Source organism: Brevundimonas sp. CEF1, from assembly GCF_051353055.1.
Lineage (GTDB): Bacteria > Pseudomonadota > Alphaproteobacteria > Caulobacterales > Caulobacteraceae > Brevundimonas.
In genome coordinates, this window is sequence record NZ_CP195593.1 from 2,071,262 (window position 1) to 2,095,727 (window position 24,466).

The window sequence follows — 24,466 nt, forward strand, 5'->3', positions numbered from 1 at the left end:
CGCCCTTTCCAATTCGACCGACAGTCGCCGCCTACTTCAGCGGCAGGGCCGTGCGGATCGACAGTTCCTTCAGTTGCTTGTCGGCGGCCTCGGCGGGCGCGCTCATCAGCAGGTCCTGGCCCTGCTGGTTCAGCGGGAAGGCGATGACCTCGCGGATGGCCGTCTGGTTGGCCAGCAGCATGACGATGCGGTCGATGCCGGGGGCCAGACCGCCGTGCGGCGGGGCGCCGAATCGGAAGGCGTTCAGCATGCCGCCGAACTGCTCCTCGACCACCGAGGCGTCATAGCCGGCGATCTCGAAGGCCTTCAGCATGATCTCGGCCTTGTGGTTCCGGATCGCGCCCGAGCACAGCTCATAGCCGTTGCAGACGATGTCGTACTGATAGGCGCGGATGGTCAGCGGATTCTGCGTCTCCAGCGCCTCCATGCCGCCCTGCGGCATCGAGAAGGGGTTGTGGCTGAAGTCGACCTTCTTCTCTTCTTCCGACCATTCGAACATCGGGAAGTCGACGATCCAGCAGAACTTGAACTGCTCTTCGTCCACCAGCTTCAGCTCTGTGCCGACGCGGGTGCGGGCCAGGCCGGCGAACTTGGCGAAGACCGACGGCAGGCCGGCGGTGAAGAAGGCCGCGTCGCCCTTGCCCAGACCCAAGCTTGCCATCAGGGCCTCGGTCGGCTCCTGACCCAGGTTCTTGGCGATCGGGCCGCCCCAGGCCTGCTGGTCATCTGACCAGAAGATGTAGCCCAGGCCCGGCTGGCCCTCGCCCTGCGCCCAGGAGTTCATGCGGTCGCAGAAGGCGCGCGAACCGCCGGTCGGCGCCGGGATGGCCCAGACGGCGTTGGCGGCGTCGGCGCCCAGGATCTTGGCGAACAGGCCGAAACCGCCGTCACGGAAGTGGTCCGACACGTCCTGCATCTTGATCGGGTTGCGCAGGTCCGGCTTGTCCGAACCGTACCACTTCATCGACTGCGCATAGGTCAGACGCTCAAAGCCCTTGTGCTCGAACGTGTCGCCGAAGTCGTTGGTGAAGGTGTGCGTCCCGTCGATCGGCGACACCGGCTTGCCTTCGCCGAACTCGTTGAAGACGCCGTTCATCAGCGGCTCGATGGCGGCGAAGACGTCTTCCTGGGTGACGAAGCTCATCTCGACGTCGAGCTGGTAGAATTCCAGCGAGCGGTCGGCGCGCAGGTCTTCGTCGCGGAAGCAGGGCGCGATCTGGAAGTAGCGGTCGAAGCCCGACACCATCAGCAGTTGCTTAAACTGCTGCGGGGCCTGCGGCAGGGCGTAGAACTTGCCCGGATGCATACGCGACGGCACCAGGAAGTCGCGCGCCCCTTCCGGCGACGAAGCCGTCAGGATCGGGGTCTGGTACTCCAGGAAGCCCTGCTCGACCATGCGCTGGCGGATCGAGTGGATCACCTTGGAGCGCAGGACGATGTTCTTGTGCAGGGTCTCGCGACGCAGGTCGAGGAAGCGGTTCTTGAGGCGGATTTCCTCAGGATATTCCGGCTCGCCGAAGACCGGCAGCGGCAGTTCGGCGGCTTCCGACAGGACCTCAACCGACAGGACGCGGACTTCGATCTCGCCGGTCGGCAGGTTGGCGTTGGTCGTCTCGGCCGAGCGGCTGACCACTTCGCCGTCGATCTTGATGACGCTTTCGGCGCGCAGACGCTCGACGGCCTCGAAGCCCGGCGTCTCCGGGTGCAGCACCAGCTGGGTCAGGCCGTAGTGGTCGCGCAGGTCGATGAACAGCAGGCCGCCGTGGTCGCGCTTGCGGTGAACCCAGCCTGACAGACGAACATTCGCGCCCGCATCCGTCGAACGGAGGGCGCCGCAGGTATGGGTGCGATAGGCGTGCATGATCGGATATCGTCTGAAAACGGCTGTAGAACAGCGTGAATTAGGAGGGGCGAAAGGCCCATCATCGCCCCGGAAAGTCAAGGCTGGCGGCTAAATCCACAGCGCCGCGCGGTTGTCCACCGCCGCCGGGAACCTGCCCACAGCGCGCTGGACGGCCTCTGCTATGGTCTGCTCATGACCGCACTCGGTTCCGACATCCAGCAACTGCGCCTGCCCCTGCGGCAGGAGGCGTCGCAACGCGCGGCCGATTTCGTGGTGTCCGAATCCAATTCGGCGGCGACCTCGGTGCTGGCGACCTGGCCCGAGATGGCCGGTTCGGTCCTGTCGATCTTCGGCCCGCCTGGCAGCGGCAAGAGCCATCTGGCCGCTGCCTGGGTCGAGCGCACCGGCGCGGTCGCCCTGCACGGCGCCGAGGCCGCCCTGGTCGATCCGCTGGAGCTGGAGGGCCGGTTCGTCCTTCTGGACCGCGCCCAGGACGCCGACGACGAAAGCCTGTTTCACCTGATCAACCTGACCCAGTCCGGCGGCGGCGCCCTCTTGCTGGTGTCGCGCGATCCGCCGGCCGCCTGGGCCTGCGACCTGCCCGACCTACGCTCGCGCCTGAACGCCATTCGCACCGTGGGCATAGACGCGCCCGACGACGCCGTGCTGGGGGCCATGCTGAAGCGCGCCTTCGCCACACGCAACATCACGCCGGGTGACGAGGTCATCGACTATCTGGCTCGCCGCATCGACCGCTCGGCCGGCGCGGTCGAGCGCATCGTCGACCAGTTGGACGCCTATCACCGCCCGGTCACGCGCGTTCTGGCCCGCCAGGTTCTCGGCGACAGCGACGAGATGTCTGACTGATTGCGCCACATCGCGGTTGCAGCCGTCACAGGGCCGCGCGACAACAGTCAAATGACTGAAATCGCGCCCATCGCCGTCGACACCACCGGTGAGGAAGTCCCCTCCTCGCGCGCCCCGCAGCTGGAGCTGTCGGAGGCCCTGATGACCTCGCCCGAGCGCTTCATCAACCGCGAGCTGTCCTGGCTGGCCTTCAACGGGCGCGTACTGGAAGAGGCCGCTAACGAGGGCCATCCGCTGCTGGAGCGGGTCCGCTTCCTGTCCATCTCGGCCAACAACCTGGATGAGTTCTTCATGACCCGCGTGGCGGGCCTGAAGGGTCAGGTGCGCGAGCGCGTCCGCGTTGTCTCGCCCGACGGCCTGACGCCCGCCGAACAGCTGGAGCAGGTCAACGCCGCCGCCGGGGGGCTAATGGCCGAGCAGCAGCGCCGCTGGCGCGTCCTGCGCAAGGAGATGGCGACCGCCGGCATCGAGGTGGTCGAGGCCGCCAAGATCACTCGCACCGAGCGCGAGCGGCTGGAACCCGAGTTCCTCAATCAGTTGTTCGCCGTTCTGACGCCCATGGCGATCGACCCGGCCCACCCCTTCCCCTTCCTGCCCAACCTCGGCTTCTCGCTGGCGCTGAAGCTGCGCCGCAACAGCGACAACCGCGTCCTCTACGCCCTGGTGCCGGTGCCGACCCAGGTGCGGCGCTTCTGGGCCCTGGCGACCGACGGGCGTTCGGCGCCGGGCCGCAAGCGGTACGTCTCGCTAGAAAACCTGCTGTTGCTCTTCATCGACCACCTCTTCCCGGGCTGCGAAATCCTGGAAAAGGGCCTGTTCCGCCTGATCCGCGACTCGGACATCGAGATCGAGGAAGAGGCCGAGGACCTGGTCATGGAGTTCGAGGAAGCTCTGAAGCAGCGCCGCATGGGCTCGGTCGTCCGCATCAAGATCCAGGCCTCCATGCCCGAGGACCTGCGCGACTTCATCATCGCCGAACTGCACGCCCAGCCACAGGACGTGGTTCTGGTCGAGGGGATGCTGGGCCTGGCGCAACTGGCCGAACTGATCCCCGGCGGCCACCCGGACCTGAAGTTCAAGGGCTATGAGCCCCGCTATCCCGAGCGCGTCCGCGACAACGGCGGCGACATCTTCGCGGCGGTTCGCGAAAAGGACATGCTGATCCACCACCCGTTCGAGAGCTTCGACGTGGTGGTGCAGTTCCTGCGTCAGGCAGCGCGCGATCCCAACGTCATCGCCATCAAGCAGACCCTGTACCGGACCTCCAAGGACAGTCCCATCGTCGCCGCCCTGATCGAGGCGGCCGAGAACGGCAAGAACGTCACCGCCCTGATCGAGCTGAAGGCGCGCTTTGACGAAGAGGCCAATCTGCGCTGGGCGCGGCAGATGGAACGCGCCGGCGTCCACGTCGTCTTCGGCTTCGTGGAATACAAGACCCACGCCAAGCTGAGCGTCGTCGTGCGTCGCGAGGGCGACGCCCTGCGCACCTACTGCCACTTCGGCACCGGCAACTATCACCCGACGACGGCCAAGATTTACACCGACCTCAGCCTGTTCACCTGCAACCCCGTCCTGGGCCAGGATGCGACGCGGGTGTTCAACTACATCACCGGCTATGCCGAGCCGGACGAGTTGGAAGCCCTGGTCGTCTCGCCACTGAACATGAAGACCAGCCTGCTGGAAATGATCGGCAAGGAGATGTCGGCCGCCGCCAAGGGCAAGCCCGCCGCCATCTGGGCCAAGATGAACGCCCTGGTCGATCCCGAGATCATCGACGCCCTGTATCGCGCCAGCCAGTGGGGCGTGCGTATCGAACTGGTCATCCGCGGCATCTGCTGCCTGCGCCCCGGCGTACCGGGTCTGTCGGAGAACATCCGGGTCAAGTCGATCGTCGGCCGCTTCCTGGAGCACAGCCGCATCATCGCCTTCGCCAACGGCCACGACCTGCCCAGCAACAAGGCCCGCCTCTACATCTCGTCCGCTGACTGGATGCCCCGCAATCTGGACCGCCGGGTCGAGCTGATGACCCCGATCCTGAACGCCACGGTCCACGATCAGGTGCTGGATCAGATCATGGTCGCCAACCTGAAGGACGACGCCCAGAGCTGGACCCTGGCCGCCGACGGAACCTATCACCGCGTCACGCCCTCCGGTCCTGAACGTCCCTTCTCGGCCCACAAGTATTTCATGACCAATCCCAGCCTGTCGGGCCGCGGCCGCAAGGTGAAGACCCTGCCCGGCGCCCTGTCCTACGCGGGCCTCAAGGCCCGGAAGCGCCGCTGATGGGCGTCGAGGCCGAATATCCGTCGCGTCAGATCGCCGTCATCGACATCGGCTCCAACTCGGTGCGTCTGGTTCTCTACCGGCTGGAAGGCCGGGCCGTCTGGACCATGTTCAACGAAAAGGTCCTGGCCGGCCTGGGCCGCGATCTGGCGGCGACCAAGCGCCTGTCCGTGCCCGGCGTCGTCTCGGCCATGACGGCCCTGCGCCGCTTCGCCGCCGTCATCGAGGGGGTCCAGCCGGACCAGACCATCATCGCCGCCACCGCCGCCGTGCGCGAGGCCGAGGACGGCGCGGAGTTCTGCGCCCGCGTGGCCGCCGAGACGGGCCTGCAGGTCCGCGTCCTCAGCGGCGAGGAGGAAGCCCGTTATTCCGCGCTCGGCGTCCTGGCCGGCGCGCCCGGCTCGCACGGCGTGGCCGCCGACATGGGCGGCGCCAGTCTGGAGCTGACCCGCATCGGCAACGGCGGGCGCAACCGCCCGCTGGACAAGGGCGTGACCCTGCCCCTCGGCCCCTTCGCCCTGACCGATCCCAAGGGTTTCGACGTCGATCGCCTGCGCTCGCGCATCGCCAAGCGGCTGGCCCCCGTGGCCGAGGCCTATGCCACGACCGACCTGCACGCCGTCGGCGGGGCCTGGCGCAGCCTGGCCCAGATGCACATGGCCATGACCGACCATCCGCTACGGATCGTCCACGAATACGCCATGAGCGCCGCCGACGCGCGTGATCTGGCCCGGCTGGTGGCGCGCCAGTCCAAGGCCTCGCTGGAGAAGCTGCCGGGCGTCTCCAAGCGCCGGGCCGAGACCCTGCCCTACGCCGCCCTGGTGCTGGACGGCCTGATCGAGGCCCTGGGCCTGAAATCCATCACCTTCTCCGCCTGGGGCGTGCGCGAGGGCCTGCTCTACGCCGGTCTGTCCCCCGAGATGGCGGCGGTTGATCCCTTGCTGGCCGGCTGTTCCGCCTGGGGCGGCCGTCAGGGCGTGGACCCGGCCCTGCCGCGTGCCCTGGACGGCTGGCTGCAACCCGTCGTCTCGGCCATGCCCGAGGCCTTCGGCGAGGAACGCGACGCCCTGCTGACCGCCTCGGTCTGTCGCCTGGCCGACCTCGGCGCCCGGCTGCACCCCGACCACCGCGTCGATCTGGTCTTCGATCAGGTGTTGCGCTCGCCCATTCCGGGGCAAACCCATGCCGAACGCGCCTTCCTGGCCGTGGCCATGAACGCCCGCTATGGCGGCGAGGCCAAGACCCCCTCGCCCGGCACCGTGGATCGTCTGCTGTCGGCGGCCGGTCAGAAGCGCGCCCGCGCCCTGGGCCTGGCCATGCGACTGGCCTGCGACCTGTCGGGCCGCTCGCCGCAACTGCTGGCCAACGCCGCCGCCACGGTCGAGAAGGGCGCGCTGCGCATCACGGCGGCCGAGGGCTACGCCGACATGCTGCTGGGCGAACAGACCCGCCGCCGCGCCAAGGCCCTGGCCGAGGCCATGAACCTGACGCTGAAAATCTAGAGGGAACGATCCCATGCCCGTGACCGGAATCGGCGGCTTCTTCTTCCGCTCAAAGGACACCAAGGCCCTGGCCGACTGGTATCTGACCCACCTCGGCGTCGGGGCGCCGGAAAACGTCTGGATCTGGAATCAGGAGGCGGGACCGACCGTCTTCGCCCCGTTCAAGGAAGACAGCGACTATTTCGCCGCCGACCATCGCTGGATGCTGAACCTGCGGGTCGAGGGTCTGGACGACCTGATCGCCTCGCTCAAAGCCGCGGGGATCAAGGTCATCACCAAGCCGGAATGGGACGCCACCCCCGAGATCGGACGCTTCGCGCGCATCCATGACCCCGAGGGTAATCCGATTGAGCTGTGGGAGCCGGCGTCGCCGCCGGCTTAAGTCCCTAGCCTTCGATTTCGACGACTTCGACCCGCGAGCCGTTCAGCACCAGGGCGATCTCGCCCTTCTTGAGCTTCAGCGCGTCTTCGCCGAACAGCTGACGGCGCCAGCCCTTCATGGCTTCGACGTCGGCGTTGTCGTCGTTGGCGATCTTTTCCAGATCGGCGACGTTAGCGATCAGCTTGGTGGCCACGCCAGCGTTGTCGCTCTTGGCCTTCAGCAGCACCTTCAGCAGTTCGACCACCGAGGGCGGGGCCGGCTGGCTGTGCGCCGGGCGTTCCAGCTTGGGTGCATGGGCTTCCGGATCAGCCAGAACGCGCTTCAACTCGGCGGCCAGTTCCAGACCCAGGCGTGAACCGCCAAAGCCCTTGGGCACCGAACGCAAGCGGTTGAAGGCCTCGGGATCGGTCGGAGCCTGGACCGCGATCTCGTCGATGCCCTCATCCTTCAGGATGCGGCCGCGCGGCTGGTCGCGTTCCTGGGCCGCGCGTTCGCGCCAGACGGCGACGGCGACGAAGGCGGCCAGATACTTGGCGCTGAACTTCTTGGGCTTCAGACGCTTCCACGCGTTCTCGGGCGTGGTGTCATAGAGGGCCGGATCGGTCAGGGCGCCCATTTCGGACATGACCCAGTCCAGACGGCCTTCCTTCTGCAGGCGGTCGCGCAGCTTGGGATAGAGGGCGGCCAGGTGGGTCACGTCGCCCAGGGCATAGACCAGTTGCGCGTCGCTGAGCGGGCGGCGCGCCCAGTCGGTGAAGCGGCTGCCCTTGTCCAGTTCCTGACGCAGCATCTGGCGGACCAACTGCTCATAGCTGACCTGGTCGCCGAAACCGGCGGCCATGGCGGCGACCTGGGTGTCGAACATCGGCTTGGGCATGGCGCCCAGGCGGTTGAAGATTTCGACGTCCTGACGGGCGGCGTGGAAGACCTTGATGATCGATTCGTCGCGCAGCAGCGCGAGGAAGGGCTCCAGGTCCAGATCCTCGGCCATCGGGTCGATGATGGCGGCGTCCGTCGGCGAAGCGGCCTGGATCAGGCACAGCTTGGGCCAGTAGGTCGTCTCGCGCATGAATTCGGTGTCAACCGTGATGAACGGGGCCTTGGCCAGCCGTTCGCAGAAGTCGATTAGCGCGTCATTGGTGGTGATTGGCGTCATTCCGATGCTATAGCCCCGCGCGACGCCGTCGTGGCAAGAGCGCTGCGACAGATTTTCGCCCCCGATTTCGAGCCGTGACCGATGAGCGACACCCCCGAAGCCCTGAAAAACGGCCTCACCTACGCCGATGCGGGCGTGGATATCGACGCCGGAGAAATGTTGGTCGACGCGATCAAACCCCTGGCCAAGTCGACTCGTCGCCCCGGCGCCGAGGCTTCGCTGGGCGGATTCGGCGCCCTGTTCGACCTGAAGGCCGCCGGTTTTGAAGACCCGCTGATCGTCACCACCACGGACGGCGTCGGCACCAAGCTGAAGATCGCCATCGAGACCGGCCGTCATGACGGCGTGGGCGTCGATCTGGTCGCCATGTGCGTCAACGACCTGCTGGCGCAGGGCGCCGAGCCGCTGATGTTCCTGGACTACTACGCCACGGGCAAGCTGGACGTGGACGCTGCGCGCCGCGTCGTCGCCGGCATCGCCGAGGGCTGCCGCCAGTCGGGCAGCGCCCTGGTGGGCGGCGAGACGGCCGAAATGCCGGGCATGTATTCGGGCGGCGACTATGATCTGGCCGGCTTCTCGGTCGGCGCGGTCGAGCGCGGTCAGGTCCTGCCCTATCTGGACCAGCAGAAGGCCGGCGACATCATCATCGGCCTGGCCTCCTCGGGTCCGCACTCGAACGGCTATTCGCTGATCCGCAAGGTGGTCGAGAAGTCCGGCCTGGCCTGGGGCGACGACGCCCCCTTCGCCAAGGATAAGACCCTGGCCCAGGCCCTGATGGAGCCGACCCGCATCTATGTGAAGCCGGTCCTGCCGCTGATGAAGGCCGGTCTGGTCAAGGGCGCGGCCCACATCACCGGCGGCGGTCTGATCGAAAACCCGCCGCGCTGCATCGCCGAGGGCCTGCAAGCCGCCTTCGACTGGAACGCCTGGTCCCTGCCCCCGGTCTTCGAGTGGCTGGGCAAGGTCGGCGGCATCTCCGACCACGAACTGCGCCGCACCTTCAACTGCGGCGTCGGCTTCATCCTGATCGTCTCGCCGGAAAACGCCGAGCCGGTCCTGGCCGCCCTGCTGAACGCGGGCGAGGAAGCCTTCATCTGCGGACAGCTGGAAGCCGCCTGAGCTCCCAGCGTTTGAAACGACAAAGGCCCCGGTCGCGAGACCGGGGCCTTTTTCTTTGGTCGCCCTTTAATCCGCTCACCCCGGCGGACGCCGGGGTCCAGTGCGAACCTCAGACACCGAAGCCTGAAGCCAAAGGACTGGATCCCGGCGTCCGCCGGGATGAGCGGGAAGAAAGTACCTCTACCGAACCCCGCCGTTCTGGGTCTCGTCGTAGAACTTCGCCAGATCGACGTGCAGTTCCTCGAGCGCCTTGCGGCTCGTGTACATCATGTGCCCGCCCTCATAGTAGGTGAACTCCAGGTTCTGGCGCAGCCTGGGCTCGAGCATCATCTGGGCCAGGTCGTACTCGGTCGAGAAGAAGGGCGTGGCGGCGTCATAATAGCCGTTCAGCGCCAGCACCTTCAGGTGCGGATTGCGCCGCATCGTCGTCGCCAGGTCCACCGCCGTGTTCGGCGTCGTCTGCGGACCGCCGACCGGCGGACGGTGGCTCCAGTTCCAGTTGAAGCCCGGCAGGCCGCGCGCCGACTGGCGATAGTCCATGTCCGTCCGGTAGTTCAGCGTATTGGCGATGTAGTCGTTGAAGACGCCGAAATAGGCCCCGGTGATGGCGCTGCTAGACGGGTCTTCCTCGGGCGAACCGCCCACGGCGTCGGCGTCCATGCCCAGATAGCGAGTATCCAGACGGCCGATGGTCTCGCGCCGATCCCGCAGCAGCTCCTTGCGGAACGGCGACAGTTCCACCCGCAGGTTGGCGTTGTCGATGAAGGTCGGCGAGACGCCGATCAGTTCGCTCATCTGCTGGGCGATCTGGGCGCGCTCGGCGTCCGAAATCATGTGCCCCTTGGCCAGGGCCGCCGCATAGGGGCCCATGGCGAAGTCGCGCGCCCGCTGAACATGGGCTTCGACCGTGGCCGGACGGTTCGGCACCTTGTTATGATACCAGGCCGTCGCCGCATAGGTCGGCAGCAGGGTGATGAAGTTCTGCGCATAGCCGGGCTGGCGCACGCCGTAGTTCATGATCGACGACAGCAGGATGACGCCGTTCAGCGACATGCCCCGGTCTTCCAACTGATGCGCCACCGCACCTGTGCGCAGGGTGCCATAGCTTTCGCCCAGGACGTATTTGGGGCTGGACCAGCGGTTGAACTTGCTCGTGTAGCGCATGATGGCGCGCGTAAAGGCGTCGGCGTCCTGATCCACGCCCCAGAAGGCCGAACCGGGCGTCTCGGCCAGAGGGCGCGAATAGCCGGCGCCGACCATGTCGATGAAGACCAGGTCGGTCTTGTCCAGCAGGGTCATGTCGTTGGGGCCGACGTTGAAGGGCGCCGGACGCTCGACCACCGGATCATCCGTCAGCACCCGCACCGGGCCAAACGCCCCCATGTGCAGCCACACCGTCGGCGAGCCCGGCCCGCCGTTATAGAGATAGGTCACCGGACGCCGCCCGACCGGCTGCCCGTCCAGGGTATAGGCGACGTAGAACAGGCTGGCCGTCGGCATTCCGGCGTCGTCGCGGATGGTCAGGGTGCCGGCCGTGGCCTTGTAGCGCATGGTCCGGCCGTGGGCGGTGATCGAATGGCTGGTCGTCACCTCCTTCTCTTCCGGCGTGGCGCGGGCCCAGTTGCGCTCCACCTGCTCTGCATTAGCGTTGCGCAGACGATCAGCAGCCGAACGGACCGGGCCGGAGCCGCCGCTGGACGCTTCCTGAGCCATGGAAACCATAGGCACAGCCAAGATCGCCGTCGCGCAGACAGCGGTAAGCAGATGACGCATTGTGAAACTCCCCCTCACGCGCCGGACAGCCCGGCGCCGGGACGCTAGCCCCAAGCCTGCCCCTCCGGCAACGGACTTTATAACGGTCTGATCCGCGGCCCGAACAACGACATGGGCTTGCCAAGCGACGCCGACCGCCGCATCCCTCGCCTCCTCCCCATCCCGACACGCTCGAGCCGCCGCCATGCCGACCGAAAACGCGCAGCCCCCGTTCCCGAGACCGAAGACACGCGTGGCCGTGCTGATCTCCGGCTCCGGCACCAACATGGCCTCGCTGATCGCAGCGGGTCAGGCGGCGGACGCCCCCTATCAGGTCGCGGTCGTCGTCTCCAACATCGCCGAGGTGGCCGGCCTGGACAAAGCCCGCGCCGCCGGGGTCGAGGCCCTGACGGTCGAGCACAAGCCCTTTGGCAAGGATCGCGAGGCGCACGAACGCGCCATCGACGCCCTGCTGGTCGAGCGAAACATCGAGGTCATCGCCCTGGCCGGCTACATGCGGCTGCTGACGCCCTGGCTGGTGCAGAAATGGGCGGGACGGATGCTGAACATCCATCCTTCGCTTCTGCCCCTCTATCCCGGCCTGAACACCCACGCCCGCGCCATCGAGGCCGGCGACCTTGAGGCGGGCTGCACCGTCCACGTCGTCACCGAGGGCGTCGATGAAGGCCCCGTCCTGGGTCAGGCCCGCGTGCCGATCCTGCCCGGCGACACGCCCGACGCCCTGGCCGAACGGGTCAAGGCGGCCGAGCACAGCCTCTATCCCCAGACCCTGGCCGCCTTTGTCGCGCGATGAGGCGACGTTTCCTGAACTATTTTTAATGCGACAGGCGGTCGCAGGCAGGAGCAGTTTCCCCGCGAACGATCGGACCGACCCCGTCGGCGACCGCTCGCCTGTTCCACATGGGAAGACCCGATGTCCAAGACCCGCCTGATGGGCGCCGCCGGCCTGGCGCTCGCCTTCGCGTTCTCCGCTCAAGCCGCCTCAGCCCAGAACGCCCACGCCGGCCACGCCGGCCACACCGCCGCTGCGGCTGACGCCCCGCAAATCCATCCCTGGGGCTTTGACCTGAACGGTCGCGACCTGGCGGTGAAGCCGGGCGACGACTTCAACGAATACGCCAACGGGACCTATCTGCGGAACACCGAGATTCCCTCGGACAAGGCCCGCTTCGGCCCGTTCGATGTCCTGTACGAAAACGCCCAGAGCCAGCTGAAAGCGATCATCGAGGCCAGCGCCGCCAACCCGACCAACGCCAATGCGCAAAAGGTCGGCGCCCTCTACGCCAGCTTCATGGACGAGGCCCGCGTCAACCAGCTGGGCGCCCAGCCCCTGGCCGCTGACCTGGCCGCCGTGCGCGCCGTCTCCGACCACAGCGGCATGGCCCGCCTGATGGGCGAAAGCCACGCGGGCTTCGGCGGCTCTCTGTTCGGCGTCGACGTGTTCGAGGACCTGCAGAACCCCAACCTCAACTCCGCCTACATGGGCCAGGGCGGCCTGGGCCTGCCCGACCGCGACTACTATCTGAAGGCCGACTTCGCGCCTCAGCGCGAGGCCTATGTCGCCTATGTCACCCGCGCCCTGACCGCCGCCGGCTGGTCGAACCCAGCCCAGGCCGCCGCCGACATCCTGGCCTTCGAGACCAAGGTCGCCGAAAAACACTGGACCACGGTCGAGCGCCGCCAGATCGACAAGATCTACAACCCGGCCCCGACCGGCGACCTGGCCAAACTGGCCCCCGGCTTTGACTGGACCGCCTTCCTGCAAGGCGCCCAACTCAGCAACGTGCCGACCATCGTCCTGATGGAAAACACCGCCATCCCCGGCATCGCCCAGGTCTTCGCCGACACCTCCCTGGACACGCTGAAGGCGTGGGAAGCCTTCCAGATCGTCGATCAGGCCGGCCCCTATCTGTCCGACGCCTTCGTGAACTCGCGCTTCGAGTTCCGCGGCAAGACCCTGCGCGGTCAGCCCGAGAACCGTCCGCGCTGGAACCGCGGCGTCGCCCTGGTCGATGGCCAGCTGGGCGAGGTTCTGGGTCAGGAGTACGTCCGCCTGCACTTCCCCGCCTCGTCCAAGACCCAGATGGAGGCCCTGGTCGCCAACCTCAGCGCCGCCATGACCGAGCGCCTGAAGAACCTGGACTGGATGAGCGAGCCGACGCGCGAACAGGCCCTGCTCAAGATGTCCAAGTTCGGGGTGAAGATCGGCTATGCAGACAAGTGGCGCAGCTATGACGGCCTGGAGCTGTCGGCGGGCGACCTCTACGGCAACGTCGAGCGCGCCTCGGCCTTCGACTGGGCCTGGAAGCGCGGCAAGATCGGCCAGCCGGTCGATCCGCTGGAATGGGGCATGACGCCCCAGACGGTAAACGCCTACTACAACCCGCCGCGCAACGAGATCGTCTTCCCGGCCGCCATCCTGCAGCCGCCCTTCTTCGACCCGAACGCCGATCCGGCGGTCAACTACGGCGGCATCGGCGCCGTGATCGGCCACGAGATCACTCACGGCTTCGACGATCAGGGCCGCAAGTCGGACGCCAACGGCGTGCTGCGCGACTGGTGGACGCCGGAAGACGCCGCCCGCTTCGAGGAGCGCGCCAAGGTCCTGGGGGCCATCTACAACGCCCAGGAGCCCATTCCCGGCACCCACATCAACGGCGAGCTGACGATGGGCGAGAACATCGCGGATCTGGGCGGTCTGCTGATGGCGCTGGACGCCTATCACCGCAGCCTCAACGGCCAGCCGGCCCCGGTCATCGACGGCCTGACGGGCGATCAGCGTGTCTTCCTCGGCTGGGCCCAGGTCTGGCGCGAGAAGTCGCGTGAGGCGGCCCTCAAGGAGCAGCTGACGACGGACCCGCACTCGCCGGGCGCCGCCCGCGCCGCCACCCCGCCGCGCAACATCGACGCCTGGTACGCCGCCTTCGGCGTCACGCCTGATCAGGCCGAGTTCATCGCCCCGGAAAGCCGCGCCCGCATCTGGTAGGCGCGTCTCCTCGCTGACAAAGGAAAGGGCGTCGGCTTCGCGGCCGACGCTCTTTTTCTTGCCTGGCGCGGCACACGCCTATTCCGCCGTCATCCTCGGGCTTGACCCGAGGATCGGACTGTCCGTCTGCGCGACACCTGAAGAGTCCAGCGCGCCGCTTCGCTCGATCCTCGGGTCAAGCCCGAGGATGACGGCGATGGGAGCATGGCAAAAGAAAAGCCCGCCTCCGTTTCCGAAGGCGGGCCTTTCAATCGCTGAGCCAGGCCGCACAAGGCGGCCTGTTCAAACCTTAGCCAACGATGTCGGCGTCGGTGAAGAACTGGGCGATTTCGATGCCGGCGTTTTCCAGCGAGTCCGAACCGTGGACCGAGTTCTCGCCGATCGACAGGGCGAACAGCTTGCGGATGGTGCCTTCGGCGGCGTCGTTCGGGTTGGTGGCGCCCATGACTTCGCGGTATTTGGCGACGGCGCCTTCGGCTTCCAGGACCTGCACGACGACCGGCTCGGCGATCATCTGCGAGACCAGTTCGCCGTAGAAGGGACGCTCGGCGTGCACTTCGTAGAACTTCTTGGCTTGGGCTTCGGTCAGCTTGACGCGGCGCTGGGCGACGATGCGCAGGCCGGCGGTTTCGATGACGGCGTTGATCGCGCCGGTCAGGTTGCGGCGCGTGGCGTCGGGCTTGATGATCGAGAAGGTGCGTTCGGTCATGGGAAGACTCTTTGCGGTTTGGTAGTTTGAGGGTCGCGGGCTTATAGCGGCGCCCTCCCCGCTTTCCAACCGCCACCTCAACGTCAGACGCTTTCCATGCTCCAGATCACCAACCTGACGTTCAACGCCTGGGGCCGCCAGTTCCTCGACGACGCCTCCGTCAGCCTGCCGCCGGGCTCCAAAGTCGGCCTGGTGGGCCGCAACGGCATCGGCAAATCGACCCTGTTCAAGCTGATCCTTGGCGAACTGGCCGCCAATGGCGACGAGGTCAGCCTGCCCAAGACCGCCCGCGTCGGCTCGGTGGACCAGGAACACCCGGCCACCCCCGACAGCGTGCTGGACACGATTCTGGAAGCCGACGTCGAGCGCCACGAACTGATGAGCCGGCTGGAAACCGCCGAGCCGGAAGAGATGGGCGAGATCTGGGCGCGTCTGATCGACATCGACGCCGACTCGGCCCCGGCCCGCGCCGGCGAAATCCTGGCCGGCCTCGGCTTCAGCCAGGAGGACCAGCAGCGCCCCATGTCCGAGTTCTCGGGCGGCTGGCGCATGCGCGTGGCCCTTGCGGCGGCCCTGTTCGCCGAGCCGGACATGCTGCTGCTCGACGAACCGACCAACTACCTCGACCTGGAAGGCGCCCTGTGGCTGGAAAGCCGCCTGCAGAAATACCCGCACACGGCCCTGATCATCAGCCACGACCGCGAACTGCTGAACAACTCCTGCACCCACATCCTGCACCTGGCGAGCCGCAAGCTGGAGCTCTACACGGGCGGCTACGACATGTTCGGGAAGGCGCGCGCTGAAAAGGCCCGCCTGCAACTGTCGGCCAAGGCCAAGCAGGACGCCGAGCGCGCCCACCTGCAGGCCTTCGTGGACCGCTTCAAGGCCAAGGCCTCCAAGGCCGCCCAGGCCCAGTCGCGGATGAAGCGCCTGGCCAAGATGGAGCCGGTCTCGACCACCATCGAGGAGCGCGTCGCCCCCTTCACCCTGCCCTCGCCGCCGCGCCCGCTGGCGCCGCCGCTGATCCGCCTGGAACGCGCCAACGTCGGCTACGAGACCGGCAAGCCCATCCTGCGCAATCTGAATCTGCGCATGGACCTGGACGACCGTATCGGCCTGCTGGGCGTCAACGGCGCGGGCAAGTCGACTTTCGCCAAGATGATCGCGGGCGCCCTAACCGTGTCCGAGGGCGAACTGCACCGCGACAAGAAGATGCGCGTGGGCTGGTTCCACCAGCATCAGATCGAGGCCATGGACCCGACCGACACTCCGCTGGAGATCATCCGCCGGGCCATGCCCGACGCCAGCGAAAGCAGCCGCCGATCCAAGCTGGCCCAGTTTGGTCTGGGCTTCGAAAAGCAGGAAACCACGGTCGACAGCCTGTCGGGGGGCGAACGCGCCCGTCTGCTGCTGAACATGGTGGCCATGGACGCCCCCCACGTCCTGATCCTCGACGAACCGACCAACCACTTGGACATCGACAGCCGCCGCGCCCTGCTGGACGCGCTGAACGACTACAGCGGCGCCGTCATCCTGATCACCCACGACCGCTCGCTGATGGAGCTGGTGGCCGATCGCCTGTGGCTGGCCGCCGACGGCACGGTGAAGCCCTATGAGGGCGACATGGACGACTATCAGAAGTTCGTCCTCGACCGCGCCAAGGCCGCCGCCGTCAAGCCGAGCCAGATCAAGCAGGAGGCCGCAGCCGCAGCCCCCGCTCAGGGCGGCAAGAAGAAGAACGACAAGAAGTCCGGCCCTTCGCCCTCGACCCTGCGTCACGCGGTCAAGAAGGCCGAGGAGCGCATGGCCGCCCTGGCCGCCGAGGTCGCCCGCATCGACGACGACCTGGCCAACGCCGCCGTCTCCAATCCCAAGGCCCTGGAAGGCCTGACGCGCGCCCGCGCCAAGACCCAGGGCGATCTGGAGGCCGCCGAAGCCGCCTGGATGGAGGCCGAGGAAGCCCTGGCCGCCGTCTCCTGACGACAAGAGAGTCCTGATGACCAAGCCCATCCAGTTCACCAAGGAAGAACGCACCGCCATCGGCGGCCGCATCCGCGACTTCTTCGCCAGGGAGCTGGATCAGGACATCAGCCAGCTTCAGGCCGAGATGGTGCTGGACTTCTTCGGCGGCCAGATCGGCGGCTGGTTCTACAATCGCGGTCTGGCCGACGCCCAAGCCGTGGTCACGGCCAAGGCCGAGGACATCGCCGACGCCATCTACGCCCTGGAACGCGAAAGCGGGACGGGCCGCTAGACCCGCCCCGCTCTGGCGTCTTTCAGATGCGACGTTCGATCAGCCGCAGCTGACGCGCGTCACGACATTGGTCTGGTCGTCGTAGGTGAAGGTCACGCGGTTCTCGCGATAATCCATCGTCGCGGCGCAGCTGCTGCACAGGACGCGGAAGATGCGGCCCTGCGGCGCGTCTGCGGGAATGACCGAACGATTGCGGCCGACATATTCCTGATAGTCGCTGGCCTTGCAGGCCACGGGGGTCGGCTCGCCGCCCGGCGCGACCTCCTGGGTCGGCGCGCAGGCCGAAAGCGCCACAGCGCCCGCGAAAGCCGTCAGCATCAGCATGGTCTTCATGGCGTCCCTCTCCGTTGCCGGCCCTAGCCGCAGCTCACGCGCTCGACGATGCCGGTCTGCTGGTTGTAGAAAATATTCAGGCGGTACGGCGAATAATCTTCGGTGACGGGACAGGTGGTGCAGGCCACCCGACGGTTCACCACATCCACCGGAACGGGAATCTCGGTTCGTGGTTTCCCGACCAGCCATTGCAACTCGCCGGCCTTGCACATGTCAGCGTCGACGGAACGCACGCCCGGCTCGGACAAGTAGGGGCGCTCGGTAGAGGAGGTGCGCGGTGCGCTCGTCGGCTGGCTGGGTCGCGTCGGCGGCGGAGAAGCGCAGGCCGACAGGGCGATCAGCCCCACGCCCAGGATCAGGCCGCTTTTTCCCAGCGTCCTTCGTCCGTCTGTTTCCAGTAGGCCAGGTTGGCGTTGGCCGCCTTCAGGCTGCGCCAGCGTTCGCGCGCCTGTTGCAGCGCCTGTTCGTTGCGACCGTCGAAAATGATGAAGCACCGCTCGTACCCTTCCGTGGCCCCCAGCTCTGACTCATCGACGATGAACAGCGCCTGAGCACCATTCAGGTTCTCGCCCGATTCGGACAGAAGGATGGGTTGGCGGGCGGCTTGGCCTTCCGACGCCAGGCCATGCGGCAGGAAGCTGTCGTCGCGATAGGTCCACAGGTGCTCGTCGATGTCGTCGAGGCGGTGCGAGACCGCCCCGCGCACCAGGGCGCGCCAGCCCCGCTGGAGGGTCTTCTCCAGCAGGCCCGGCAGCACCTGATCCAGCGTCGAGCGCTCCAGGTGGTAGAACCAGATTTCCGGCTTGGCGTCAGACACCCGGCCCTACCCCTTCAAGGACGTGCTTCAGCCTTCGTAGTGATCGGCGACCATACGGTCGAGCAGACGCACGCCATAACCCACGGCGCCGTCCGGCACGGTCGGGTTCTTGGAGTCCTTCACCCAGGCGGTCGAGGCGATGTCGATGTGCGCCCACGGCGTGCCGTTGGTGAAGCGTTGCAGGAACAGGGCGGCGGTGATCGAGCCGCCAGCGCGGCCGTTGCCCATGTTCTTCACATCGGCGATCGGGCTGTCGATGTGACGATCGTATTCCGCAGGGATCGGCATCCGCCACGACTTCTCGCCCACCTTCGGACCGGCGTCGGCGATATTGGCGGCCAGTTCGTCGCTGTTGGTGAAGACGCCCGCGTATTCCAGGCCCAGGGAAATGATGATGGCGCCCGTCAGGGTGGCCAGGTCGACCATGAATTTCGGCTTGAAGCGGTCCTGCGTGTACCAGAGGGCGTCAGCCAGGACGAGACGGCCCTCGGCGTCGGTGTTCAGCACCTCGATGGTCTGGCCCGACATGGAGGTCACCACGTCGCCCGGACGCTGGGCGGCGCCGTCCGGCATGTTCTCGACCAGGCCCAGAACGCCGACGACGTTCACCTTGGCCTTGCGGCCGACCAGTGCGTGCATGAGGCCGGCCACAGCGGCGGCGCCGCCCATGTCCCACTTCATCTCTTCCATGCCGTCGGCGGGCTTCAGGCTGATGCCGCCGGTGTCGAAGCAGACGCCCTTGCCGACGAAGGCGATGGGAGCCTCGCCTTCCTTGCCGCCGTTCCATTGGATGACGGCCAGCTGGCTTTCACGCACCGAGCCCATGCCGACGCCGAGCAGCGAGCCCATGCCCAGCTTCTCCATCTCGGCCTCGCCCAGGATCTCGACCTTGGCGCCCAGTGCCTCCAGTTCCTTCACGCGGCGCGCGAACTCGGCCGGATACAGGATGTTGGCGGGCTCTGACACCAGGTCGCGCGCGAACAGCACGGCGTCCGCCACGGCCGACAGCGGCTGGAAGGCGGCCTCGGCGGCCTTCACGTCCGAGGTCACGACGCGCACGGTCGTCACCGACGGGATCTTCTCAGCCTTCTGCTTGGTCAGATACTTGGCGAAGCGGTAGGCGGCCAGGCGCACGGCGAAGGCGACGCGCGCGGCCTGTTCGGCCGACAGGTGGGCGGCGTCGACGGTCAGGACTTCCGCGCCCGACAGCTTGGCGGCGTGATAGGCGGCGGCGGCGGCGGTCTCGATGGCCAGGTCGTCGAACTTGTCAGCCGCGCCCGCGCCGACCAGCAGCACCGAATTGGCGTCGACGCCGGCCGGGGCCGCGACCGTCAGGTGGCTGTTGGCGGCGCCGGTGAAGCGGCTGTTGGCCATGGCCTTGGTCAGAGCGCCCGAGGCGGCGGCGTCCAGGGCCGAGCCCGTGCCGGCCAGCGCGCGGCCATCGTGAACCAGGACGGCAAGGATTTGAGCGGCGCTGGGGGAAGCGACGAACTCGATTTTCATGAAACCTACTCCAGGCCGAGGTTCTGTGCCCCGGTCGTGCTTGAATCAGACATAACGCAGCGGCTGTTTCACCGTCGCGTTGGGATGTGTATTACATGGCCCGCATCGCTCGCGGCTGCAACTCGCTCGCTCCCGAAACACTTTCTTTCCCGACCATGACGCTGATTCAGGGCTATCTTTTCCGCCAGATCGGTCTGCCCGTCGTGGCGGCGTGCGCGGCGCTGGCCGGAATCGGCCTGCTGAGCCAGAGCCTCGACCAGCTCGAGGTCATCGTCGAGCGCGGCCAGAGCATCTGGGTCATGGCCAAGCTGACCCTGCTGGCCCTGCCTCAACTGATCGCCGTCATCCTGCCCATCGGCCTGTTCGTCGGCGCCCTGATCGCCCTGACGCGGCTGCAGCGCGAACAGGAACTGACCGCCGCCTACGCCGCGGGCGTCAGCCGCTGGTCGCTGATCCGACCCGCCGTCCGCATCGCCGTCATCGTCGCCGTGGTCGCCCTGATCACCAATGTCTTCGTCCAGCCCTGGGCCCAGCGCGAGGCGCGCCGTCAGGCCTTCGCCATCCGCACCGATCTGGCCGCCCTGCTGGTCGAGGAAGGCCGTTTCGTCCAGGGCCCGGGCGGCCTGACCGTCTATGTGCAGCAGATCGAGCAGAACGGCCTGCTCAAGAACCTGTTCGTCTATCTGGATAACGGCAAGACGGTCACGACCTGGGACGCCGAAACCGCCCGCTTCGGCCGCGTCGACGGCCTGCCCGTCCTGACCATGCAAAACGGGTCGATGCAGCGTTATTCGTCGCGCGACGTGCTGAACCAGCTATCGTTCGACCAGCAGGTGTTCGACCTGTCGCCCTATACCAAGACGACCGAGCGTATCCGCTTCAAGCCGTCGGACATGTGGCTGACGGAACTGTTCGACCCCACGCCCGCCCAGTTGGAAAGCGCGGGGACGCGCGGCGAGCTTCTGGCCGAGGCCCATTCGCGCCTAGCCTCGCCTCTCTACGCCCTGGCGGCCATGGCCCTGGCGCTGACGGCCATCCTGGGCGGCTCCTTCAGCCGCACCGGCTACAGCGGCCGAATCGCCAAGGCGGCAGGCGTCTTCCTGGTGGTGCGCGTGATCGGCTACGGCCTGGTCGCCGCCAGCGCCTGGAACGGCGCGCTGAACCTGCTGCAATACCTGCTGCCGCTCGGCGTCAGCTTCCTGGCCCTGCGCCTGCTGTTTCGTGCTCTGAAGCCGCATCGTCGGCGCGTCTGGGCGCCCTATGAGCGTTTCAAGGCGAGGTTCGCATGAGGGTCCGTCTCGGCCGCATCGAGCGATATGTCCTGGCCCAGCAGCTTCGCGCCCTAGCGGTCGCCCTGGCCATCATCTCCGCCCTGGTGATGTTGATCGACTTCGTCGAGGTGTCGCGCGGGCTGAACTCATCCGGCGAACTGTCGAGCGCCCGCATCTTCGGCCTGGTGCTGTTGAAGTCGCCCAGCGTCATCATCCAATTGCTGCCCTTCGTCTTCCTGTTCGGAACCCTGGCGGCCTTTGTCGGGCTGAACCGACGCAGCGAGTTGATCGCCATGCGCGCGGCGGGCATTTCGGCCTGGCGCTTCGTGCTGCCCGCCGCCGGCGCCGCCCTGGTGCTGGGCGTGCTCAGCGTCACCGTCTTCGGTCCCATGGCCGCCGCCGGCGACGGCCTGTGGCAACGCGAACGCGGCCGCATCTCCGGCTCGACGCCCGGCTCCGACGCGCTGCAGGCCGTCTGGCTGCGCGAGGGCGACGCCGCGCGTCAGATGATCATTCGCGGCGCACGGCAGGACCCCGCCAGCGGCCGCCTGCTGGACGCCAGCTTCTTCATCTACACCACCACCCCCGACGGGCGGCGCAGCTTCACCGAGCGGATCGACGCGGCTACGGCCTCGCTGACCGCCGGCCGCTGGCGCCTGACCGAGGCCACTGGCGCCCAGACCGGCCAGCGCGCGGTGCGCTACGCCACGCTCGATCTGCCGTCGAACCTGGCGGACAAGGAGGCGTTCCAGCGCTTCGCCCGGCCCCAGTCGACCCCCTTCTGGTCGCTGCCCAACCAGATCCAGCGAATCGAGGACGCCGGTTTCGCCTCGACCGCCTATCGCCTGCGCCTGCAACAACTGCTGGCCACGCCGTTGATGTTCGCCGCCATGTCGATTCTGGCCGCCGCCTTCTCGCTGCGCCTGATGCGACTGGGCGACCTGGCCCGGATGGCGGTGGCCGCCGTGGTGCTGGGCTTCGCCTTCTTCTTTGTGAACCAGTTCTCGGCGGCCATGGGCTCGGCCGAGGTCGTGCCGCCCTTCCTGGCCGCCTGGCTGCCGCCTGTCTTGACGGCGCTCGCCGCCTTTACCTTGCTGTTCTATACCGAAGACGGCTAATCGGACGGTTTCCGGTCGCCCGGCAATGAGTGGATTCCGCATGAGTGATCGCCGCACATCCCGAGAGGGAGCCCTGCGCGCCCGGCTCCTGGCCGGTGCAGCCGTGATCGCGTGCATGCCCGCCCTGCCCGCCCTGGCCCAGGATGGCGCGCCCGCCGCGTCGCCGGCCGCGATTCCAGCGACGACGCCCCAGGCCGCCGACACGCCCGGCTCGGACGGCCTGACGCCCGGCAGTCTCTATGTGCACGCCGACGCCGCCAGCCGTGAGGGCGATGTCGTGACCGCCAGCGGGACACCCGACGACCGCGTCTATGCCCGAACGCGCGACCACAGCATCCGCGCCGAAACCCTCACCTATGATCTGAAAAGCGGCGTCGCCACCGCCGCCGGCCATGCCGAGCTGGCCGCGCCCGACGGCACGGTCGTCCACGCCAGCCGCATTGAACTGGATTCCGACTTCAAGGCCGGCGTGGCCACAGACCTGGCCATGCGCCTAGCCAACGGCGCCAGCCTTATGGCGGCGACCGCCGTTCGGCGCTCCGAGAACGTCAGCGAGCTGAACCGTGTCATCTTCACGCCCTGCCCGATCTGCGACGTCAACGGCCCCAAGCAGCCCAGCATTTCGATTCAGGCCGACAAGGCGGTTCAGGATCAGGACCTGCGCGCCATCCTGTATCGCAACGCCGTCTTCCGCGTCGGCGGCGTGCCGATCTTCTACCTGCCGGTTTTCGCCCATCCCGATCCCAGCGTGGACCGGGCCTCGGGCTTCCTGACCCCCTTCCTGGACTATGACGAGGGGCGCGGCGGGTCGGTTGAAATCCCCTATCTCCACGTGGTGTCGCCTTCGGAAGACTGGCTGATCAGTCCGCAGATCAACACTGAGGTCGCCCCCCTGCTGAACCTGCAATGGCGGCGGCGATTCGACAGCGGCACGATCGTCGTGCGCGGCGGCTATACCTACGGGCGCAACTTCGGCGACTTCGATCAGGACGGCGACGGCGCCGCCGAAAGCAATGTCCGCTTCGGCGACCGCACCAATCGCAGCTACCTGCTGGCCCACGGCAAGTTCGACCTCGAGGGCCCCTGGCGCTGGGGCTTCACCGCCGAGCGCACCTCGGACAAGACCCTGTTCGACCGCTACAACGTGCGCGACACCTATCAGGACAACGGTCTCTACTATGGCGACCGTCGTCGCCTGATCAGCCAGCTCTACGCTGAACGTCAGACCCAGCGGTCCTATCTGTCGGTCGCCGCCTTCTCGATGCAGAGCCTGCGGGTCGCCCGCTTCGATCCGGTGACGCCGGCGCTGAACGTTTTCGAGGACGACAAGACCCTGCCTCTGGTCGCGCCGCTGATCGACGCGCGGTGGGAGCCTGAAGGTCCCGTCTTCGGCGGACGTCTGCGACTTCGCGGCTCCGCCGTCGCCCTGACCCGCGACGCCTATGTCGGTTCCCCCACCCTGGCGCCCGAGTTGATTCCGCCCGGCTCGACCGACGGACTGCCCGGCGTCGACAGCCGCCGCATCAGCGGCCAGGTCGATTGGCGCCGCACGATCATCTCGCCCATGGGCCTGCGCTGGGAGCCGTTCGTGGACGCCCGCGTCGATGTCTATTCGGTGGATGACCTGCCGCCGATGATGGGCGTCGATTCGGACGTATTCACGCGCGGTCGCGCCAGCGCCGGGGTGGACGTCAGCTACCCCCTCTATCGCCGTCTCAGCGCTGCTTCGGATCTGATCCTGGAGCCTATGGCCCAGCTTTCGGCCTCGACCGACGCCGACCTTGATCCGCGCATCCCCAACGAGGACAGCCAGACTCTGGAGCTGGACCACAGCTCGCTGTTCCGCATGGATCGTTTCCCCGGCTACGACCTGATGGAAGGCGGCCTGCGCTTCACCGCCGGCGCCCGGGCCACTTTGCGCTGGGACGACAAACGCTCGGCCAGCCTGTTCATCGGCCGCAGCATTCGCGCCGACGATCAGGACGAGTTCCTGACCCCGATCCCGGACGACCCCACGCGCCTCTATGACCCCTCGGGTCTGGCCGATCGCACCTCCGACTGGGTGGTTCAGGCGACCTTCTCGCCCTCCGACCGCATTCGCGGCTGGTTCCACGCCACGATCGACCCCAACGGCGAGATCCGTCGCGGCGAGACCACGGTCGACGGCCGCTGGGGCCGCCGCAACCTGGCCAGCCTCAGCTACATCATCGACCGCTCCAACCCGGTGTCGGGCCCGCTGAACCGCAACTATGAGTTCGTCCAGCTCTCGGGCGAGCAGTTCATCTATGGCAACTGGGGCGTGGCCGTGAACGGCATCGCCGATCTGGAACGTGACATCATCACGCGCTCGGAAATCGGCCTGCTGTTCGACGACGACTGCTTCCGGGTCGAGCTGGGTTGGCGCCGCGACAACACTCGTGTGCGGCCGACCGGCCCCTCCGAGGGCGTCTATATTCGTCTTAACCTCGCCACTTTTGGAGGTTCAGGCTATGAATGAAGTGATATGCGCTAAGCATGGCGTGCAGGGGCGTGCGCCCTCCCTGGTTCAGG

At 67.2% G+C, this 24,466-nt stretch carries 20 protein-coding genes; 12 read left to right on the forward strand and 8 right to left on the reverse strand.

Annotated features, from left to right (window positions below; genetic code table 11):
- Positions 1-31 precede the first annotated feature (31 nt).
- On the reverse strand, positions 32-1,861 hold the full coding sequence (gene aspS / locus ACR9FL_RS10725; RefSeq protein WP_436355563.1) for an aspartate--tRNA ligase: 1,830 nt from the start codon (positions 1,859-1,861) through the stop codon (positions 32-34).
- Between the two features lie 174 nt (positions 1,862-2,035).
- Between aspS and ACR9FL_RS10730 the strand changes: the two genes are divergently transcribed.
- The 4 genes from ACR9FL_RS10730 to ACR9FL_RS10745 are packed head-to-tail and all read left to right on the forward strand — an operon-like array spanning position 2,036 to position 6,877.
- A complete protein-coding gene (locus ACR9FL_RS10730; protein WP_436355564.1) occupies positions 2,036-2,710 on the forward strand; it encodes a chromosomal replication initiator DnaA in 675 nt (224 codons plus the stop codon).
- A 51-nt stretch (positions 2,711-2,761) separates the two neighbouring features.
- A complete protein-coding gene (locus ACR9FL_RS10735; protein WP_436355565.1) occupies positions 2,762-4,993 on the forward strand; it encodes an RNA degradosome polyphosphate kinase in 2,232 nt (743 codons plus the stop codon).
- Positions 4,993-6,495: a Ppx/GppA phosphatase family protein gene (locus ACR9FL_RS10740; protein WP_436355566.1), complete on the forward strand. Its 1,503-nt coding sequence runs from the start codon at positions 4,993-4,995 to the stop codon at positions 6,493-6,495. Before ACR9FL_RS10735 ends, ACR9FL_RS10740 begins: the two co-directional genes overlap by 1 nt.
- A gap of 13 nt (positions 6,496-6,508) precedes the next feature.
- A complete protein-coding gene (locus ACR9FL_RS10745; protein ID WP_436355567.1) occupies positions 6,509-6,877 on the forward strand; it encodes a VOC family protein in 369 nt (122 codons plus the stop codon).
- A gap of 4 nt (positions 6,878-6,881) precedes the next feature.
- On the opposite strand, the gene rnd is transcribed toward ACR9FL_RS10745, so the two are convergent.
- Positions 6,882-8,033, reverse strand: a complete 1,152-nt coding sequence (gene rnd / locus ACR9FL_RS10750) for a ribonuclease D (protein ID WP_296177950.1) — start codon at positions 8,031-8,033, stop codon at positions 6,882-6,884.
- Positions 8,034-8,114: 81 nt separating this feature from the next.
- Here rnd and purM point away from each other — a divergent pair, with 81 nt between their 5' ends.
- Positions 8,115-9,152 carry a phosphoribosylformylglycinamidine cyclo-ligase gene (gene purM / locus ACR9FL_RS10755; protein ID WP_436355568.1) on the forward strand — a complete coding sequence of 346 codons (1,038 nt, stop codon included), beginning with the start codon at positions 8,115-8,117 and terminating at the stop codon, positions 9,150-9,152.
- A gap of 180 nt (positions 9,153-9,332) precedes the next feature.
- On the opposite strand, the gene ACR9FL_RS10760 is transcribed toward purM, so the two are convergent.
- Entirely contained in the window at positions 9,333-10,925 is a 1,593-nt protein-coding gene (locus ACR9FL_RS10760) for a S10 family peptidase (RefSeq protein ID WP_436355569.1), read from the reverse strand.
- 184 nt (positions 10,926-11,109) lie between these two features.
- Here ACR9FL_RS10760 and purN point away from each other — a divergent pair, with 184 nt between their 5' ends.
- Positions 11,110-11,718, forward strand: a complete 609-nt coding sequence (gene purN, locus ACR9FL_RS10765; RefSeq protein WP_436355570.1) for a phosphoribosylglycinamide formyltransferase — start codon at positions 11,110-11,112, stop codon at positions 11,716-11,718.
- 120 nt (positions 11,719-11,838) lie between these two features.
- On the forward strand, positions 11,839-13,911 hold the full coding sequence (locus ACR9FL_RS10770) for a M13 family metallopeptidase (RefSeq protein ID WP_436355571.1): 2,073 nt from the start codon (positions 11,839-11,841) through the stop codon (positions 13,909-13,911).
- A 289-nt stretch (positions 13,912-14,200) separates the two neighbouring features.
- Here ACR9FL_RS10770 and ndk read toward each other — a convergent pair whose 3' ends face one another.
- Complete coding sequence (gene ndk, locus ACR9FL_RS10775) at positions 14,201-14,620, reverse strand: nucleoside-diphosphate kinase (RefSeq protein WP_436355572.1); 420 nt, start codon at positions 14,618-14,620, stop codon at positions 14,201-14,203.
- Between the two features lie 96 nt (positions 14,621-14,716).
- On the opposite strand from ndk, the gene ACR9FL_RS10780 reads away from it, so the two are divergent.
- Positions 14,717-16,600, forward strand: a complete 1,884-nt coding sequence (locus ACR9FL_RS10780; RefSeq protein ID WP_436355573.1) for an ABC-F family ATP-binding cassette domain-containing protein — start codon at positions 14,717-14,719, stop codon at positions 16,598-16,600.
- A gap of 16 nt (positions 16,601-16,616) precedes the next feature.
- Positions 16,617-16,874 (forward strand): DUF2164 domain-containing protein, encoded by a 258-nt coding sequence (locus tag ACR9FL_RS10785; RefSeq protein WP_436355574.1) that lies wholly within the window; start codon positions 16,617-16,619, stop codon positions 16,872-16,874.
- Between the two features lie 39 nt (positions 16,875-16,913).
- Here the strand turns inward: ACR9FL_RS10785 and ACR9FL_RS10790 are convergent, their stop codons facing one another.
- Genes ACR9FL_RS10790 through ACR9FL_RS10805 form a run of 4 tightly spaced genes read right to left on the reverse strand, consistent with a single transcriptional unit; the run spans position 16,914 to position 19,527 of the window.
- A complete protein-coding gene (locus tag ACR9FL_RS10790; RefSeq protein WP_296178231.1) occupies positions 16,914-17,207 on the reverse strand; it encodes a hemolysin in 294 nt (97 codons plus the stop codon).
- 23 nt (positions 17,208-17,230) lie between these two features.
- Positions 17,231-17,554, reverse strand: a complete 324-nt coding sequence (locus tag ACR9FL_RS10795) for a hypothetical protein (RefSeq protein ID WP_436355575.1) — start codon at positions 17,552-17,554, stop codon at positions 17,231-17,233.
- 8 nt (positions 17,555-17,562) lie between these two features.
- Positions 17,563-18,024: a DNA polymerase III subunit chi gene (locus tag ACR9FL_RS10800; RefSeq protein WP_296178227.1), complete on the reverse strand. Its 462-nt coding sequence runs from the start codon at positions 18,022-18,024 to the stop codon at positions 17,563-17,565.
- A gap of 27 nt (positions 18,025-18,051) precedes the next feature.
- Positions 18,052-19,527 (reverse strand): leucyl aminopeptidase, encoded by a 1,476-nt coding sequence (locus tag ACR9FL_RS10805; protein ID WP_436355576.1) that lies wholly within the window; start codon positions 19,525-19,527, stop codon positions 18,052-18,054.
- 95 nt (positions 19,528-19,622) lie between these two features.
- On the opposite strand from ACR9FL_RS10805, the gene ACR9FL_RS10810 reads away from it, so the two are divergent.
- From ACR9FL_RS10810 to ACR9FL_RS10820, 3 genes are all read left to right on the forward strand, one after another.
- A complete protein-coding gene (locus ACR9FL_RS10810; protein WP_296178223.1) occupies positions 19,623-20,816 on the forward strand; it encodes an LptF/LptG family permease in 1,194 nt (397 codons plus the stop codon).
- Positions 20,813-21,916 carry an LPS export ABC transporter permease LptG gene (gene lptG, locus ACR9FL_RS10815; protein ID WP_436355577.1) on the forward strand — a complete coding sequence of 368 codons (1,104 nt, stop codon included), beginning with the start codon at positions 20,813-20,815 and terminating at the stop codon, positions 21,914-21,916. The genes ACR9FL_RS10810 and lptG overlap by 4 nt, the downstream gene beginning before the upstream one ends.
- Positions 21,917-22,031: 115 nt before the next feature.
- On the forward strand, positions 22,032-24,413 hold the full coding sequence (locus tag ACR9FL_RS10820) for an LPS-assembly protein LptD (protein ID WP_436355578.1): 2,382 nt from the start codon (positions 22,032-22,034) through the stop codon (positions 24,411-24,413).
- The last annotated feature ends 53 nt before the right edge of the window (positions 24,414-24,466 follow it).

Excerpts from the sequence above, each read along its gene's own strand:
- aspS (WP_436355563.1), bottom strand. The coding sequence starts at position 1,861 with ATGCACGCCTATCGCACCCATACCTGCGGCGCCCTCCGTTCGACGGAT.
- ACR9FL_RS10730 (WP_436355564.1), top strand. The coding sequence starts at position 2,036 with ATGACCGCACTCGGTTCCGACATCCAGCAACTGCGCCTGCCCCTGCGG.
- ACR9FL_RS10735 (WP_436355565.1), top strand. The coding sequence starts at position 2,762 with ATGACTGAAATCGCGCCCATCGCCGTCGACACCACCGGTGAGGAAGTC.
- ACR9FL_RS10740 (WP_436355566.1), top strand. The coding sequence starts at position 4,993 with ATGGGCGTCGAGGCCGAATATCCGTCGCGTCAGATCGCCGTCATCGAC.
- ACR9FL_RS10745 (WP_436355567.1), top strand. The coding sequence starts at position 6,509 with ATGCCCGTGACCGGAATCGGCGGCTTCTTCTTCCGCTCAAAGGACACC.
- rnd (WP_296177950.1), bottom strand. The coding sequence starts at position 8,033 with ATGACGCCAATCACCACCAATGACGCGCTAATCGACTTCTGCGAACGG.
- purM (WP_436355568.1), top strand. The coding sequence starts at position 8,115 with ATGAGCGACACCCCCGAAGCCCTGAAAAACGGCCTCACCTACGCCGAT.
- ACR9FL_RS10760 (WP_436355569.1), bottom strand. The coding sequence starts at position 10,925 with ATGCGTCATCTGCTTACCGCTGTCTGCGCGACGGCGATCTTGGCTGTG.
- purN (WP_436355570.1), top strand. The coding sequence starts at position 11,110 with ATGCCGACCGAAAACGCGCAGCCCCCGTTCCCGAGACCGAAGACACGC.
- ACR9FL_RS10770 (WP_436355571.1), top strand. The coding sequence starts at position 11,839 with ATGTCCAAGACCCGCCTGATGGGCGCCGCCGGCCTGGCGCTCGCCTTC.
- ndk (WP_436355572.1), bottom strand. The coding sequence starts at position 14,620 with ATGACCGAACGCACCTTCTCGATCATCAAGCCCGACGCCACGCGCCGC.
- ACR9FL_RS10780 (WP_436355573.1), top strand. The coding sequence starts at position 14,717 with ATGCTCCAGATCACCAACCTGACGTTCAACGCCTGGGGCCGCCAGTTC.
- ACR9FL_RS10785 (WP_436355574.1), top strand. The coding sequence starts at position 16,617 with ATGACCAAGCCCATCCAGTTCACCAAGGAAGAACGCACCGCCATCGGC.
- ACR9FL_RS10790 (WP_296178231.1), bottom strand. The coding sequence starts at position 17,207 with ATGAAGACCATGCTGATGCTGACGGCTTTCGCGGGCGCTGTGGCGCTT.
- ACR9FL_RS10805 (WP_436355576.1), bottom strand. The coding sequence starts at position 19,527 with ATGAAAATCGAGTTCGTCGCTTCCCCCAGCGCCGCTCAAATCCTTGCC.
- ACR9FL_RS10810 (WP_296178223.1), top strand. The coding sequence starts at position 19,623 with ATGGCCCGCATCGCTCGCGGCTGCAACTCGCTCGCTCCCGAAACACTT.
- lptG (WP_436355577.1), top strand. The coding sequence starts at position 20,813 with ATGAGGGTCCGTCTCGGCCGCATCGAGCGATATGTCCTGGCCCAGCAG.
- ACR9FL_RS10820 (WP_436355578.1), top strand. The coding sequence starts at position 22,032 with ATGCCCGCCCTGCCCGCCCTGGCCCAGGATGGCGCGCCCGCCGCGTCG.